14 protein-coding genes, 1 tRNA gene and 2 pseudogenes are annotated in these 14,897 nt (G+C 69.1%); 10 read left to right on the top strand and 7 right to left on the bottom strand.

The features are described 5' to 3' along the window. Together ABZ406_RS29410 and ABZ406_RS29405 are read right to left on the bottom strand one after the other, a co-directional pair. Window positions 1-111 (bottom strand): annotated as a pseudogene (locus tag ABZ406_RS29410) (Lrp/AsnC ligand binding domain-containing protein); the annotation flags it as partial. A gap of 16 nt (window positions 112-127) precedes the next feature. After that, a complete protein-coding gene (locus ABZ406_RS29405) occupies window positions 128-778 on the bottom strand; it encodes an NAD-dependent epimerase/dehydratase family protein (RefSeq protein WP_357768548.1) in 651 nt (216 codons plus the stop codon). Between the two features lie 69 nt (window positions 779-847). On the opposite strand from ABZ406_RS29405, the pseudogene ABZ406_RS29400 reads away from it, so the two are divergent. Continuing rightward, window positions 848-1,435: pseudogene (locus ABZ406_RS29400) on the top strand (alpha/beta fold hydrolase); the annotation flags it as partial. Then, window positions 1,395-1,613 (top strand): alpha/beta hydrolase, encoded by a 219-nt coding sequence (locus tag ABZ406_RS29395; RefSeq protein WP_357768550.1) that lies wholly within the window; start codon window positions 1,395-1,397, stop codon window positions 1,611-1,613. The pseudogene ABZ406_RS29400 and the gene ABZ406_RS29395, both read left to right, overlap by 41 nt. 8 nt (window positions 1,614-1,621) lie before the next feature. Here ABZ406_RS29395 and ABZ406_RS29390 read toward each other — a convergent pair whose 3' ends face one another. Beyond that, on the bottom strand, window positions 1,622-2,044 hold the full coding sequence (locus ABZ406_RS29390; RefSeq protein ID WP_357768546.1) for a hypothetical protein: 423 nt from the start codon (window positions 2,042-2,044) through the stop codon (window positions 1,622-1,624). A gap of 358 nt (window positions 2,045-2,402) precedes the next feature. Further along, a tRNA-Leu gene (locus ABZ406_RS29385) sits at window positions 2,403-2,485 on the bottom strand. Between the two features lie 83 nt (window positions 2,486-2,568). Between ABZ406_RS29385 and ABZ406_RS29380 the strand changes: the two genes are divergently transcribed. From ABZ406_RS29380 to polA, 8 genes are all read left to right on the top strand, one after another. After that, window positions 2,569-3,192 carry a response regulator gene (locus ABZ406_RS29380; protein ID WP_130402813.1) on the top strand — a complete coding sequence of 208 codons (624 nt, stop codon included), beginning with the start codon at window positions 2,569-2,571 and terminating at the stop codon, window positions 3,190-3,192. Between the two features lie 66 nt (window positions 3,193-3,258). Further along, window positions 3,259-4,446, top strand: coding sequence for a hypothetical protein (locus ABZ406_RS29375; protein ID WP_357768544.1), 1,188 nt, complete (start codon window positions 3,259-3,261; stop codon window positions 4,444-4,446). Window positions 4,447-4,812: 366 nt separating this feature from the next. Next, the gene (locus ABZ406_RS29370) at window positions 4,813-5,964 is read left to right on the top strand and encodes a branched-chain amino acid ABC transporter substrate-binding protein (protein ID WP_357768542.1); all 1,152 of its coding nucleotides are present in this window, start codon (window positions 4,813-4,815) and stop codon (window positions 5,962-5,964) included. A 66-nt stretch (window positions 5,965-6,030) separates the two neighbouring features. Continuing rightward, window positions 6,031-7,014 carry a branched-chain amino acid ABC transporter permease gene (locus tag ABZ406_RS29365; protein ID WP_357768540.1) on the top strand — a complete coding sequence of 328 codons (984 nt, stop codon included), beginning with the start codon at window positions 6,031-6,033 and terminating at the stop codon, window positions 7,012-7,014. Continuing rightward, window positions 7,011-8,168, top strand: a complete 1,158-nt coding sequence (locus tag ABZ406_RS29360) for a branched-chain amino acid ABC transporter permease (RefSeq protein WP_357768538.1) — start codon at window positions 7,011-7,013, stop codon at window positions 8,166-8,168. Before ABZ406_RS29365 ends, ABZ406_RS29360 begins: the two co-directional genes overlap by 4 nt. Further along, window positions 8,161-9,102 carry an ABC transporter ATP-binding protein gene (locus ABZ406_RS29355; protein ID WP_357768536.1) on the top strand — a complete coding sequence of 314 codons (942 nt, stop codon included), beginning with the start codon at window positions 8,161-8,163 and terminating at the stop codon, window positions 9,100-9,102. The genes ABZ406_RS29360 and ABZ406_RS29355 overlap by 8 nt, the downstream gene beginning before the upstream one ends. Further along, window positions 9,089-9,802, top strand: coding sequence for an ABC transporter ATP-binding protein (locus ABZ406_RS29350; protein ID WP_357768534.1), 714 nt, complete (start codon window positions 9,089-9,091; stop codon window positions 9,800-9,802). The genes ABZ406_RS29355 and ABZ406_RS29350 overlap by 14 nt, the downstream gene beginning before the upstream one ends. Before the next feature lie 127 nt (window positions 9,803-9,929). Next, a complete protein-coding gene (polA, locus tag ABZ406_RS29345) occupies window positions 9,930-12,629 on the top strand; it encodes a DNA polymerase I (protein ID WP_357768532.1) in 2,700 nt (899 codons plus the stop codon). A gap of 686 nt (window positions 12,630-13,315) precedes the next feature. Here the strand turns inward: polA and ABZ406_RS29340 are convergent. The 3 genes from ABZ406_RS29340 to ABZ406_RS29330 form a co-directional block, all read right to left on the bottom strand. Continuing rightward, window positions 13,316-13,663: a DUF3140 domain-containing protein gene (locus ABZ406_RS29340; protein ID WP_357768530.1), complete on the bottom strand. Its 348-nt coding sequence runs from the start codon at window positions 13,661-13,663 to the stop codon at window positions 13,316-13,318. Continuing rightward, window positions 13,650-13,868 (bottom strand): DUF2945 domain-containing protein, encoded by a 219-nt coding sequence (locus ABZ406_RS29335; protein ID WP_357768528.1) that lies wholly within the window; start codon window positions 13,866-13,868, stop codon window positions 13,650-13,652. The genes ABZ406_RS29340 and ABZ406_RS29335 overlap by 14 nt, the downstream gene beginning before the upstream one ends. A gap of 70 nt (window positions 13,869-13,938) precedes the next feature. Continuing rightward, the gene (locus ABZ406_RS29330; protein WP_357768526.1) at window positions 13,939-14,745 is read right to left on the bottom strand and encodes a class I SAM-dependent methyltransferase; all 807 of its coding nucleotides are present in this window, start codon (window positions 14,743-14,745) and stop codon (window positions 13,939-13,941) included. Window positions 14,746-14,897 lie beyond the last annotated feature (152 nt).

Genomic DNA, 14,897 nt, shown 5'->3' with positions numbered 1-14,897 from the left:
GGACGCCGCCCGCACATGCAGCACATAGTCCTCCGCACCGGCCACCTGGAACACCGACACCACCCCCGGCAACCGCACCGACCGGGCCCGGAACGCGTCCACCGCCGCCCTCGACACGATCGCCTGATCAGCGCAGTTCGCGGTTACCCAGCACCCGGGTCGGTGAGCCCTCCCGCGCCACCCGCAGCATCGCCCGACCGATCCCGTCGGTCGTGGTGACCTGGTTGGGGAAGAGCCGGCGCAACGCCGGGACCAGCGGACTGGTCGCCGCGTACAGCACCCTGTACCAGCGCGTCTTCGAGACCGCCCCGTACGTCGGCTGGATGAACCCCGGCCGCGCCGCGTAACCGTTGGGCAGCAGATCCATGATCGCGTTCTCGGCACGCCCCTTGACCCGCGCCCACATCACCCGCCCCTGACCCGACGAGTCGGTCCCCTGACCCGAGACGTAGACGAACGTGACCTGCGGACTCACCTCAGCGAACAACCGCGCCGCCGCCACCGGGAAGTCGAAGCTGACCCGCGTGTACGCCGCCTCGTCCAGACCCAACGACGACACCCCCAGGCAGTAGAAACACGCGTCGACCCCGGTCAACTCGGCCCGCACCGCGGCCAACTCGCCCACGTCGGCGACGGTCATCTCCCGCAGCTTCGGATCCTGCACGCCGGTCGGCCGACGGCCGACGGTCACCACCTCCCGCACGTCGTCGGCGAGCAGACACTCGCGCAACACGCCCTGACCGACCATCCCGGTCGCACCGAAGACAACCACCCGCATCAGATCCACCCCTGTCGTCGACCTTGCCACTCGCGTCCTCGCAGGCTCCCACGATCGGCATGACCCCCGATGGCTGGGGAAAGCCCCGCCGACCGACACCACCAAGCCGGCAGGGGGACGAACGTGCCGTTCATCACCGTGGGCACCGAGAACAACACCGCTATCGACATCTACTACGAGGACCACGGCTCCGGCCAGCCGGTCGTGCTCATCCACGGCTACCCGTTCAACGGCGCCACCATGGAGAAGCTGGCCAACCCACTGCTGAACGCCGGCTACCGGGTGATCACCTACGATCGCCGGGGATTCGGTGCCTCCGGCCAACCGGACACCGGGTACGACTACGACACCTTGGCCGCCGACCTCGACACCCTCATGACGGAGCTGGACCTGCGCGACACCATCCTCGCCGGTCAATCCATGGGCACCGGCGAGGTGACCCGCTACCTCAGCAGGTATGGCTCCGAGCGGGTCAAGCTTCTTCAACTACGACCAGACCAAGGGCAAGCAGGTCAGCGAGGAAGCGTTCCAGGCGCACTGGGCCATCGGGCGGCTCGCCTCCGCCAGCGCCACGGACCAGTGCATCGACGCCATCACCACCGACTTCCGGGCCGACGTGCCTCGCATCGACGTGCCGATTCTCATCGTCCAGGGCGACCAGGACGCGGTGCTGCCCTACCCGGTCACCGGCCAGCGGCTCGCCCCGATGCTGCCCAATGCCAAGCTCGTCACCCTCAAGGGCGCCCCGCACGGCATCCCGTGGACGCACGCCGACGAGGTCAACAAGGCGATCATGGACTTCATCGGCACGCCAGCCATGGCCGCCCGCGCCTGAGCGCCAGGTCAGGATTTGGGGCCGACGTGCCGGTCCAGCGTGGCGACCGCGTCGCGTCGCGCCACCGACAGGCAGTTGCGTCGGTTCATCCGCCAGGCCACGCCGAGCAGGTCGAGGCTCCACTGGCAGAGCCGCATGATGTCGGCCGACTCGTTGACGAACATGTAGCGCGGGTAGACGTACGCCCTGCCGCGCACTGTCACCCGGTTGGCGAACCGACAGCCGTCGGAGTGGAACAGCCCACGCAGGAAATCACCCGGGTGCCGTTCGAGGATCGGTCGCTGCCAGTCGGCCAGGACGATCGGTCGCTGGTGCTTCTTACCCGGGCCGTGCTGCGGGAGCAGACACGGCCAGTGGGTGCCGTAACTCTGCACGCCCACGCAACCCTGCTTCTGGACCCGTTGCACCTTCGAGGCCAACACAGCTCGCATGGCCACATCGCACGCCTCGATCAGCCCGGGCCACGCATCGGAACAGTAGATGCGCAACACCGGAACACGCGCCGTCGTCACCAGGTGGCCGTCGCCCAGGTAGAGACCGAGCAGGTAGGCGTACGCGGCGGGGTCCGTCGGATTGTCGACATCCGTCCGACATCGGAAGCAGCGCAGCTCCGTGCCGCGCCGCACAGGTTCGGGTCGATCGACGCACCAGTGCCAGACGGTTGCGTACGGCAATGAGAGCTTTCGGGCTACGGAATGAATGCTGTATCCGCGAACGCGGAGCGCGCGGGCCTGTGCCCGCATCTGCGGTGGATGCACTTCCACATCATCGAACAGCTGTATGACAGAGTGCCGGGAGCGGGATTCGAACCCGCAAGCCCTTTCGGGCAGAAGTGTTTGAGACTTCCGTGTATGCCGTTCCACCATCCCGGCGGGTGGCGCCTACTGTACCCGACTACTCTCATGCGGGAGCATGGGTGGTAGCCGTGCAGTGATCGATGGTGGGGGTAGGGCTGGTGGCTGAGATGCCGACGGATGCCGAGCGCAGGCGCGTACTGATCGCCGAGGACGAGGCGCTGATCCGGCTGGACCTCGCCGAGATGCTTGTCGAAGAGGGTTACGAGGTGGTGGGGGAGGCCGGCGACGGTGAGACAGCCGTGCGCCTCGCCGAGGAGTTGAAGCCCGATCTCGTCATCCTCGACATCAAGATGCCGATCATGGACGGGCTGGCGGCCGCCGAGCGCATCGCCGGTGCCCGGATCGCCCCGGTGATCATCCTGACCGCGTTCAGCCAGCGCGACCTGGTGGAGCGGGCGCGGGCGGCGGGCGCGATGGCGTACCTCGTGAAGCCTTTCCAGAAGAGCGACCTGGTCCCGGCGGTGGAGATCGCGCTGTCGCGCTACTCGGAGGTCGCGGCGCTGGAGGCGGAGGTCGCGAGCCTGACCGACCGCCTGGAGATCCGTAAGTCGGTGGAGCGCGCCAAGGGTGCGCTGATGACCACGTACGGGATGACCGAGCCGCAGGCGTTCAAGTGGATCCAGCGCACCGCGATGGACCACCGGATGACCATGAAAGAGGTTGCCGAGCGGATCCTCGCGGAGACCGCCGGCGGCGAGGTGTCGCAGCAGCCGACAGTCTGAGCGCCAGTGGTGACACCGGGCTGCGCGGGGTCACCGTGTGCGGGGTCCGGTGGTTAGCATCGACTGGTGTCCGTCCGACGGGTGATCACGGTGTTCGGCCTCTTCGTGCTGCTGCTCGCCGGGTGCGACGGGCCGGCCGCGCGGAGCGGCGCGGGGCCGACGACGGCCGCCGCGTCGGTGTTGCGGCCGGGCTGGCAGCCGTTGACGTTGCCGGCGCCGCCGGGTGGCCCGGGTCGTCTTCTGGTGCGGGACGCGGCGTCGTGCGCGGGTCGGTGGTTCGTGGTCGGTGGGGTCCTGGATGCCGCAGGTGGCACCCGCCCGGCGGCCTGGACCAGCGTGGACGGTGCGACGTGGACGGTGCTGCCGGTGCGTCCGGATTCCTTCTACGGGCGGCAGAACGTGTTCCTGTCGGCGGCCTGCCGCGATGGTCGGGTGGCGCTGATCGGCGCGAAGGTCGGTGGCGCGCACGGTTATCCGCGGGTGAGCACGTGGCGGCAGGTGGCCGGTGGCGCGTTGGTCGAGGTGCAGACGTCGTTCGAGACGTACGGCGGGCCGACGGCGGTGAACGTGTCCCGACTGTCGGCGGGTCCGCGGGGTTGGTTGATCGTCGGTAACCGGTCTGCGGGTGCCGCGTCCTGGGTGGGTTCGCCGGATGCGGCGGAGTTCGAGCTGGTCGAGGGCGCGCCGGAGCTGGCCAGTGACACGGTGGGGGTGACCTGGGCGTTCGACGCGGTGGCGACGTCGTCGGGGTGGCTGGCGGTGGGTGGTCTGTTGCCGGTTGGCCGGATCGACCGTGACCCGGCGGCGTGGTCGTCGCCGGACGGGCGGTCGTGGCGGCGCACCGTGTTGCCGGGCGGGTCGGAGTACGAGGAGATGCAGCGGGTCGTGCTGGTCGAGGGTGTGCCGGTGGCGGTCGGGTTGCGCGGGGGGACGTTCGGTGTGTGGCGGCAGGAGGCGGCGGGTTGGCTGGCCGTCGGGTCGTTCGGGCGGCGGGCCGGGGCCGGGGTGCCCGGGGTGGGGTCGCTGGTGTCGTCCGGGGGCAGCCTTTTCGCCGCGGTGACGGATGGGGCGCGGCAGTCGGTGTGGGTGTCGACCGATCGGGGTGGGTCGTGGCGGGAGGCGACGATGCCACTCGATGTTCCGGCGGGTGTTGATCGGGACGTGACGCTGGTGGCGGTGGGTGACCGGTGGTGGTTGGCGGCGGACGACGGCGCCCGCACCGGGTTGTGGTGGGCGCCCGGCCCGGGTGCCTGACCGTCGGCGGTGCGGCGACGCCGCCTGCCGGGATCCTGACCCACGAGGACGTTTCCGCTGGTCAGTCGGCTTTTTGTCAGGTGTGTGCGGTCCGGGTCGGTGCGGGTGGAGTGTGACCGGGCGGGGATTTAAGGACCGTCTGGCGGGTTCACCTGTTACGGACATCGACGTGATTGCCCTCGTCTTCGTAACGGTTTCGCAGACCCCGCCTTCAGGCCTTCCGGGACGGTATGTCGTGTCGGTACGCTCCGCCATCACGAGCCGTAACGCAGGGGGTCTCCCTGCGGGGTGGGTGGAATTGCGGGTTCGCTGCTGTCGCCGTCGCTTCGGGTCAGCCGCTACCGCATCTCGAGGAGGTCTGAAGCCGTGAGGCGAAGCTATGTACGGGCGCTGGGCACCGTGGCGCTCGCCGCGACCCTGGTGGTTGCGGCTGGTTGCCAGGATTCCGGTGGCGGCGAAGGTGGGACCGCGTCGGGTGACTGCGGTGGCAAGATTGCGATCTTCGGTGCGTTCACGGGCGACAACGCGGGTCTGGTGATCCCGTCGCTGAACGGCGCGAAGCTCGCCGTGAAGCAGTTCAACGCGGCAAACGCGGACTGCAAGGTCACCATGCAGGAGTTCGACACCCAGGGTGACCCTGCGGTGGCGACCCCGTTCGCGAACCAGATCGCCGGGGACAACTCGTTCCTCGGTGTCATCGGTGGTCACTTCTCCGGTGAGTCGGACGCGACGATGCCGATCTACCAGGCCGCCGGCCTGGCGATGGTCAGCCCGTCGGCGACCCGCACGGACCTGACCCAGAAGGGCAACACGTCCTTCTACCGCGTGGTCGGTAACGACGGCACGCAGGCCGGCGCCGTGGCCAGCTACATGAAGACCCAGAACGCGAAGAAGGTCTTCATGGTCGATGACGCCAGCGCGTACGGCGCGGGCATCACCGAGGAGCTGGGCAAGCAGCTCGGCCCGCTGGTGGTCAACAAGGACAAGATCCAGGAGCGGCAGGCGCAGTTCGACGCCACCATCTCCAAGATCAAGTCCGCTCAGGCCGACTTCGTCTTCTACGGCGGTTACACCCGTGAGGCCGCTCCGCTGGTGAAGCAGATGCGTGCCGCTGGTGTGCAGGCCAAGTTCGTCGGCCCGGACGGTCTCTACGACACCGCGTTCCCGAAGGGTGCCTCCGGCGGCGCCGAGGGCGCCATCATCACCTGCCCGTGCCTCCCGGCCGACAAGGCCGGTGGCACCTTCGCCGCCGACTTCCAGAAGGAGTACGGCATCCCGCCGGGCTCCTACGGCGCTGAGGGCTTCGACGGCGCGACGATCTACCTGGACGCCTTCAAGGCTGGCAAGAAGAGCCGCGCGGACATCCTGGCGTTCGTGAAGTCGTACGACAAGCAGGGTGTGTCGAAGTACATCAAGTTCGACTCCAAGGGCGACGTCGACCCGTCGAAGGTCGTCATCTGGGCCTACCAGATCAAGGGCGAGGCCATCGAGGCGCTGCAGGAGCTCAAGCTCAGCTGACGCCCACGAAATGGAGTGCGGCCGGGGTGTTTCACCCCGGCCGCACTCGATTCAAGGAGACCCCCGGTGCATTTCGATGAACTGATCGGTCATCTCGGCCAGCACACGGTCGATGGCCTTTCCAAGGGCGCCATCTACGCCCTGATCGCCCTTGGCTACACACTCGTCTACGGCGTCCTTCGCCTGATCAACTTTGCGCACTCCGAGGTGTTCATGGTCGGCACCTTCTCGGTGCTGATCCTCTGGAACCAGCTCGGGGTGAAAAATAACCCCCCCATCGGCCAGGCGATCCTGTTGCTGGTGCTGGGCCTCATCGTCGCGGCAGCCGCCTCGGGCGGTACGGCGCTGGCGCTGGAGCGGATCGCGTACCGGCCGCTGCGGCGCAAGAACGCGCCGCCGCTGATCTTCCTGATCACCGCGATCGGTCTGTCGCTGGTCTTCGTGGAGCTGTTCGGGCAGGTGCTGCCCAAGCTGCTCGGCGGGGTGCTGCCGGATGTGTTCGGCCGACCCCGGCAGATCGTCGGCATGCCGACGATCATCCAGCAGGAGACCCTGTTCACCATCGGCAACACCGCGATCACGAACATCCAACTGATCGTCTTCGTGGCTGCCGTGGCGATGATGGCGGTGCTGGACTGGTTCATCAACCGCACCCGGTACGGCCGGGGCGTGCGGGCGGTGGCCCAGAACCCGGAGACCGCCGCGCTGATGGGCGTCAACCAGGAGCGCGTGATCATGCTGATCTTCGTGCTCGGTGGCATCATGGCCGGCGCCGCGGCGCTGTTGTGGAGCATGCGGTTCGGCTTCACCCAGAACAGCATCGGCTTCGTGCTCGGCCTGAAGGCGTTCACCGCCGCGGTGCTCGGCGGCATCGGCAACCTTCGCGGCGCGCTGCTTGGTGGCCTCTTCCTCGGCATCGTCGAGGTCTACGGCGCCACGCTCTTCGCCTCCAACTGGGAGGACGTCATCGCCTTCGTGGTGCTGATCGTGGTGCTGATGTTCCGGCCCACCGGCCTGTTGGGTGAGTCGCTCGGGAGGGCCCGCGCATGATCGACAAGATTCGCACCGCAGACCGCCGTCGGGTCGGCATGCTGACCGCCATCGGCGACCGCTGGCGGGCGCTGACGAAGTGGCAGCAGGCCCTCGGCCTCGCCGCCTTCGTGGCGATCCTCTACTACCTGCCACTGCTCGGTGTTCCGGGCCTTACCTGGCTGCGTACCGACTCGATCGCGGGCGGTAACAACTGGGCGGGTGTGCTCTTCGTCTGTGCCATCTACGTGCTGGTCGCCATCGGCCTGAACGTGGTGGTCGGTCTCGCCGGCCTGCTCGACCTGGGCTACATCGGCTTCTTCGCCATCGGGGCGTACAGCGTTGCGCTGTTCGGCTCGGTGAACTCGCCCGTGGTGAAGTGGATCCAGCAGGAGTTCAACCTGCCGCCGACCTGGGCGGTGACCTGGGCGATCTGCCTGTTCATCGCGATCGTGCTGACGATGATCTCCGGGGTGCTGCTGGGCTGGCCGACGCTGCGGCTGCGCGGTGACTACCTCGCCATCGTGACGCTGGGCTTCGGCGAGATCATCCGCATCGTGGCCCGGAACGCCACCGGGCTGACCAACGGCCCGGTCGGTATCTCGGCCATCCCCGGTCCGGAGGGTGCGCCGTCGCCGGACAACAAGGTCTTCGGTCTGATCGACGCGAAGCCCTGGTACTGGTTGGCGATCACGTTCGTGCTGATCATGGTGTTCCTGGTTCGTCGGCTGGAGCACAGCCGGGTCGGCCGGGCGTGGTTGGCCGTTCGGGAGGACGAGGACGCTGCCGCGGTGATGGGCGTGTACCCGTTCAAGTTCAAGCTCTGGGCGTTCGCGATCGGTGCGGCGCTCGGTGGCCTGTCCGGCTTCCTGTTCGGCAGCCGGAACGCGTTCATCGACCCGACCCAGTTCAACGCGAACCTGTCCATCCTGTTCGTGGCGATGGTGGTGGTCGGTGGTTCCGGCAACATGATCGGCGTTTCGCTCGGCGCGGTGCTGCTGGCGTACCTGCCGGAGCGGTTCCGCGACTTCGCCGACTACCGGTGGTTGGTCTTCGGTCTGGCCATGGTGTTGGTGATGATCCTGCGTCCGCAGGGCCTGGTCCCGAGCCGGCGGCGTGCCCGCGAGTTGAAGGACCGCGCGGCAGAGGCAGAGGAGGCGCCCGCTCATGTCTGACCAGTCCACAAGCACCACCACGCCGAAGATCCCGACGCAGGCGGGGCCCCGGACGGTACTGCTCGAAGTCGACGACGTCACGCTCCGCTTCGGCGGTGTGGTCGCCCTCGACAAGATCAATTTTCAGATCTACGAGGGCGAGATCCTCGGCCTCATCGGGCCGAACGGTGCCGGCAAGACCACCAGCTTCAACGTGATGACGGGGGTCTACAAGCCGACCTCCGGCGCGGTCCGGTTCCGGGGTCAGAAGGTCACGGGTCGCAAGCCGCACCAGATCAGCCAACTGGGCATCTCCCGGACGTTCCAGAACATCCGGCTCTTCCCGGAGATGACGGCGCTCGAGAACGTCATGGTCGGGACGGACTCCCGGCACAAGACGAGCGTCCCCGGTGCGCTGTTCCGGCTCTACCGGGTGCGGCCCAAGCCGGAGGAGCTGCCGCAGGTCACCGCCGCGTCCGGGATCGTCCGGACCTGGCAGCAGGTGCGCCTGTCGGCTGCCAAGATCTTCGGCCTGTCCCGGCACATCCTGGAGGAGCGGGCGGCCGAGAACAAGGCTCTCGAGCTGCTCCGCTTCGTCGGGATCGCCGACCGGGCCAACGACGAGGCGCGCAACCTTCCGTACGGCTACCAGCGTCGGTTGGAGATCGCCCGCGCGTTGGCCACCGAGCCGAAGCTGATCTGCCTGGACGAGCCGGCCGCCGGCTTCAACCCGGCGGAGAAGGAGGAGCTCCTCACCCTGATTCGCAACATCCGTGCCATGGGCCTGACCGTGCTGCTCATCGAGCACGACATGCGCCTGGTCATGGGTGTCACCGACCGGATCGTGGTGCTGGAGTTCGGCCGCAAGATCGCCGAGGGTGCGCCCGCGGAGGTCAGCCGCGATCCGAAGGTGATCGCCGCGTACCTGGGGGAGCCCGCCGATGACGCTGCTTGAGCTGGAGAACGTCGCCGTCGCGTACGGCCGGATCGAGGCGTTGCACGGGATCAGCCTCTACGTCAACGAGGGTGAGGTGGTGGCCCTGATCGGCGCGAACGGCGCCGGCAAGACCACCACGATGCGGGCCATCTCCGGAACCCGGTCGCTGGCCGAGGGCAGGATCACCTTCAACGGCGAGGACATCAGCAAGCTCCGTGCCGACCTGCGGGTGGTCCGGGGTCTGTGTCAGTCGCCCGAGGGGCGGCAGATCTTCCCGGGTATGACGGTCATGGAGAACCTGGACATGGGGGCGTACACCCGGCGGGACTCCGCCGGCATCGCCGCCGACCTGGAACGGGTGCTCACCCTCTTCCCGCGGTTGGCCGAGCGGCGCAAGCAGGCCGGTGGCACGCTCTCCGGCGGTGAGCAGCAGATGCTCGCTGTCGGTCGGGCGCTGATGAGCCGACCGAAGCTGCTGCTGCTCGACGAGCCGTCGATGGGGCTGGCCCCGCTGGTGATCCGGCAGATCTTCGACATCATCACCGAGATCAACCAGCAGGGCACCACCATCCTGCTGGTGGAGCAGAACGCCCAGCAGGCGCTGTCGCGGGCACACCGCGGCTACGTGCTGGAGACCGGTCGGATCGTGAAGGAAGGGACCGGTCAGGAACTTCTGCACGATCCGTCGGTCAAGGAGGCGTACCTCGGCGTGGCCTGAGCCACTTCGAGTTGGCGGCCGGTCGTCCCCTCCCGGGGGTGGCCGGCCGTCGCCGTTCGGCGGGGGCGTCGCGGCACCCCCGTGCCGCGGGCCAGGGATGTCGGTGCGACGGACTAGAGTCGCTGCCGTGACAGCTACGACACCACGCCTGCTTCTCGTCGACGGACATTCCATGGCATACCGGGCCTTCTTCGCCCTGCCCGTGGAAAACTTCTCCACCACGACGGGGCAGCCGACAAACGCGGTGTACGGCTTCACCTCGATGCTGATCAACGTGCTGCGCGACGAGCAGCCCACCCACATCGTGGTCGCCTTCGACGTCTCCCGCCGGTCCTTCCGCACCGACAGGTACGCGGAGTACAAGGCCGGCCGCAGCGAGACCCCCACCGACTTCAAAGGCCAGGTCAGCCTGGTCAAGGAGGTCCTGGCCGCGCTGCAGATCCCGGTGGTGGAGAAGGAGGGCTTCGAGGCCGACGACGTCATCGCCACGCTGGCCAGCCAGGCTCGCGACCAGGGCATGTCGGTGCTGATCAGCAGCGGCGACCGCGACGCGTTCCAACTCGTCGACGACCAGATCACCGTCCTCTACCCGCGCAAGGGCGTCTCCGACCTCGCCCGGATGGACCCGGCGGCGATCGAGGCGAAGTACGGCGTTCCACCCCAGCAGTACCGGGACCTCGCCGCACTCGTCGGCGAGACGAGTGACAACCTGCCCGGCGTCCCGGGCGTCGGCCCCAAGACCGCCGCCAAGTGGATCATCACGTACGGCGGCGTGGAGGGCGTGATCGCCCGGGCCGACGAGATCAAGGGCAAGGCCGGCGACAGCCTGCGGGAGCGGCTCGCCGACGTGATCCGCAACTACGAGCTCAACTGCCTCGTCTCCGACCTGGAGCTGCCGCTGCGCCCGGAGGACACCCGCTGGACGGGGTGGGACCGGGAGGCCGTGCACCAGGTCTTCGACACCCTGGAGTTCCGCATCCTGCGCGACCGTCTCTACCAGTACCTGGAGGCGGTCGAGCCGGAGGCCGAGTCGGGCTTCGACCTCACCGGCGAGGTGCTCACCGAGCCCGGCGCGCTCGCCGGGTGGCTGACCACGCACGCCCCCACCGGCACCCCGGTCGGGTTGGCGGTCAAACTCGACACCGGTGTCAACCGCCGGCACACCGCCTCGATCACCGGTCTCGCGCTGGCCACCGCCGGCGGCGCGGCCGCCTGGGTCGACCCGGCGCAGCTCGACCCGACCGACGAGGGCGCCGTGGCCACCTGGCTGGCCGATGCGCAGCGCCCCAAGGTGCTGCACGACAGCAAGCCGGCCGTGCTGGCGTGCGCCGCACACGGCTGGCAGCTCGCCGGCATCGTCCGCGACACCCAGATCGCCGCGTACCTGGCCCGCCCCGACCAGCGGTCCTACGACCTGACCGACCTGGCGCTGCGCTACCTGCACCGCGAGCTGCGGGTGGACGTCCCGGAGTCCGGCCAGCTCACCCTCGACGGCCTCGGCGACGAAAGCGTGGTCGAGCAGAACCTGATGCTCCAGGCCCGCGCCACCCTCGACCTGGCCGACGCGATCGACGCCGAGCTGTCCCGCGACGGCGAGCAGTCCGCCCGGCTGATGGCCGGCGTGGAACTGCCGTTGATGCGGGTGCTGGCCACCATGGAGAGCACCGGCATCGCCGCCGACACCGTCTATCTGTCCGAGCTGGAGGCCCACTTCGCCGCCGAGGTGAAGGCCGCCGCGCAGGGCGCGTACGAGGCGGTGGGCCGGGAGTTCAACCTCGGCTCGCCCAAGCAGTTGCAGGAGATCCTCTTCACCGAGCTGGGCCTGCCGAAGACCAAGAAGATCAAGACGGGTTACACCACCGACGCCGACGCCCTGCAGTGGCTCTACGCGCAGCAGCCGCACCCGGTGCTTGCCCACCTGCTGCGTCACCGGGACGTGGCGAAACTCAAGTCGACTGTCGACGGGCTGCTCAAGTCGGTCTCCGACGACGGCCGGATCCACACCACCTTCAACCAGACGGTGGCGGCCACCGGTCGGCTCTCCTCCACCGAGCCCAACCTGCAGAACATCCCGATCCGCACCGAGGAGGGCCGTCGGATCCGGCGGGCCTTCGTCGTGGGGGAGGGCTACGAGTCCCTGCTCACCGCCGACTACAGCCAGATCGAGATGCGCATCATGGCGCACCTCAGCTCGGACGACGCGCTCATCGACGCGTTCAACTCCGGCGCCGACTTCCACGCCGCGACCGCCTCGTCGGTCTTCGGCGTGGCACTCGACGACGTCACCCCCGACCAGCGCCGCAAGATCAAGGCCATGAACTACGGCCTGGCGTACGGGCTCAGCGCCTTCGGTCTGTCCCAACAGCTCAGCATCAGCACCGAAGAGGCGCGCGGGCTGATGGAGAACTACTTCGCCGGTTTCGGCGGGGTGCGCGACTACCTCCAGCATGTCGTCGCCCGGGCCCGCCAGGACGGCTACACCTCCACCATCCTCGGCCGACGCCGCTACCTGCCCGACCTGGTGAGCGACAACCGGCAACGCCGCGACATCGCCGAGCGGATGGCGCTCAACGCCCCCATCCAGGGCTCCGCCGCCGACATCATCAAGGTCGCGATGCTGCACGTCGACACCGCGCTCGGCGAGGCCGGGCTGCGTTCACGGATGCTGCTGCAGGTGCACGACGAGCTGGTCTTCGAGGTCGCTCCGGGTGAGCGGGAGGCGTTGGAGGCGCTGGTCCGGCGGGAGATGGGTGGGGCTCACCCGCTGTCGGTGCCGTTGGAGGTGTCCGTGGGGTTGGGCCGGGACTGGAACAGCGCAGATCACTGATCGTCTGGCTGGTTGTTGTAGGTGGCTGCCCCGGAACCCCTGACCTGGTCGCCCTGGTCGCGACCTGGGCCTGAGCGGGTGCGGGAAAGATCGAGCCGAGCATCCACCCGGCCCTGCGCGCCGCGTTCACCCGGCCCGGGAGCCGTGCTCCGTTCGCCCGGTCCTGCGCGCCGCGCCGCGTTGACTCGTCCTGCGTGCCGCGTTGCGTTCGCCCGGTCCTGCGCGCCGCGCTGCATTCACCCGGCCCCGCGCCGCGTTGCTCACCAGGCCCTGCGCCCTGCGCCCTGCGCCCCGCGCCCTGCGCCCCGCGCCCTGCGCCCCGCGCCCTGCGCCCCGCGCCCTGCGCCCCGCGCCCTGCGCCCCGCGCCCTGCGCCCTGCGCGAAGATCGCTGCAACTTGCCTGATGTTGCTGCCTCCGGCGCGCGTGAGACAGCAACATCCCTGATGTTGCGCGGATCTTGACGACGTACCCCGCCCGTGAGACGCCGGGGCAGGGGTTCGGACGCCTGCGACTGCCAACATCGTGCTCGAACCAGGATGTAGTGGTGTGCGTGTGTCGGGGAGGCCCTCCATCATGGATCGAGCACGATCTTGGCAGTCGACGGGGCGGTTGGGGGGCCTCGGTGCCCGTACGGCGAGTACGGCACCTCCGGTGATCGTGGTGGTGAGCCTGTGGAGCAGTCCGCCTACTTCAGCGGGTCGTGGCCCCAGTTCATCAGGGACCAGCGCCACTTGGTGTCGCGGACGTTGCCGGAGGGGCGCTGCGCCATGTGCCGGCGTACGTAGCCGACCACCTTGCGCATGTGCTTGTAGTCGCCCTCGGACAGGTCGCCGCGTTTACGACGGAGCAGGTTGATGATCTTCCGGCCGGACTCGTGCCCGACCGACTCGCCACCACCGGCGTGTCCGCCCTTGTGCCAGCCGACCTGCTTGGACTCGTCGGTTTCCAGCCATGTGGACAGCTCACCGGGCTTCATGTTCACCGCTTCGGTGAACTCCCGGTAGGTGTCCCGGCCATCGTCACTTCTGCTCATGACGCAGCGCCTCGGGGCGGTGGGCCACGTCGCGGCCCGTGCCGTCACTGCGGACCCGGTACTGCGGGTCGTCGGGGGCCGCGTTCACAGCCCGTCCGCGGATCCGCGTCCGCTCGGTGATCGTGCCCTGCACCACGCCGTACGCGCGGTTGCCGTGGGCCGACCAGGAGACATGGTCGCCCTGGTGGAATCTCTGTTCGGCCATGGTCCTCGGCTACCCGACCAGGCCGGGGCGAAACGGCTACCGGGTGAGCGCGGCGACCGGCGACATGCGCTCACCCTGCGGGTTTCTCGGTGACGAAGATGGCGGTGCCGGGGAAGAGCCGTCCGCGCAGCGGGCTCCACTGCCCCCAGATCCCCTCGTGTCCCTCCGGCCACTCCGGCTCCACCAGGTCCAGCAGCCGGAACCCGGCGCCGACCAGTTCGCGGATCCGGTCGCCGAGGGTGCGGTGTTGCTCGACGTAGGTGGCCACACCGCTGTCGTCCTGCTCCACGTAGGGGGAGCGGTCGAAGTACGAGTGCGTCGCCGTCAGGCCGCCCTCACCGGGGTCGTCGAGGAAGATCCACCGCATCGGGTGGGTCACCGAGAACACCCACCGGCCGCCCGGGCGCAGTACCCGGTGCACCTCGGCGAGCAGCGCCGCCGAGTCGTCCACGAACGGGATCGCGCCGAACGCGGTGCAGGCGACGTCGAACGAGCGGTCGGCGAACGGCAGGGCGAGCGCGTCGGCCTGCACCAGCGGGACGCGTACCCCGGTGCGGTCGGCGGCCTCGGCAGCGTGCCGCAGCATGCCTGCGGACAGGTCGAAGGCGACCGGCTGGGCGCCCTGGGTGGCGAGCCAGCGGGCGGCGGCCGCGGCCCCGGCGCCCACCTCGAGCACCCGTCGCCCCGAGACGTCGCCGAGCAGCCGGGCGTCGGCCTCGCGGAGGCCCTCGGGGCACCACACGAAGTCCACGTCGCCGAGGAACGTGCCGTGCTCGGCCTGGTAGTCGTCGGCGTCGGTGTCCCACCAGCCACGGTTGGCGCGCCGGGCCTCGGCGTCACCCACCCGGCGCCGGGTAACCCGGCTGTCGTCATCCACGCGCCCACGCTATGGCCCAGCCACTCCGGTGGGTGCCGCGACGCGTCCACGATCTGGGGTACCCCACGCGGGGCGGCCTTGATTGACTCGCTATGGGTGCACGACGTGGTGTCCGGATCGGCGGGACACGCCGATGCCCAGGAGGCCGGGTG

The sequence above is a fragment of the Micromonospora sp. NPDC005710 genome, from assembly GCF_040630995.1.
In the GTDB taxonomy this organism is placed as follows: Bacteria; Actinomycetota; Actinomycetes; order Mycobacteriales; family Micromonosporaceae; genus Micromonospora.
Note: the sequence above shows the minus strand (reverse complement) of the source record. Positions and strands in the feature narration are given on the sequence as shown.

Bases quoted from the DNA above. Each gene is read 5' to 3' on its own strand.
- ABZ406_RS29405 (WP_357768548.1), bottom strand. From the start codon at position 778: ATGCGGGTGGTTGTCTTCGGTGCGACCGGGATGGTCGGTCAGGGCGTG.
- ABZ406_RS29390 (WP_357768546.1), bottom strand. From the start codon at position 2,044: ATGCGAGCTGTGTTGGCCTCGAAGGTGCAACGGGTCCAGAAGCAGGGT.
- ABZ406_RS29360 (WP_357768538.1), top strand. From the start codon at position 7,011: ATGATCGACAAGATTCGCACCGCAGACCGCCGTCGGGTCGGCATGCTG.
- ABZ406_RS29355 (WP_357768536.1), top strand. From the start codon at position 8,161: ATGTCTGACCAGTCCACAAGCACCACCACGCCGAAGATCCCGACGCAG.
- ABZ406_RS29350 (WP_357768534.1), top strand. From the start codon at position 9,089: ATGACGCTGCTTGAGCTGGAGAACGTCGCCGTCGCGTACGGCCGGATC.
- ABZ406_RS29340 (WP_357768530.1), bottom strand. From the start codon at position 13,663: ATGAGCAGAAGTGACGATGGCCGGGACACCTACCGGGAGTTCACCGAA.
- ABZ406_RS29335 (WP_357768528.1), bottom strand. From the start codon at position 13,868: ATGGCCGAACAGAGATTCCACCAGGGCGACCATGTCTCCTGGTCGGCC.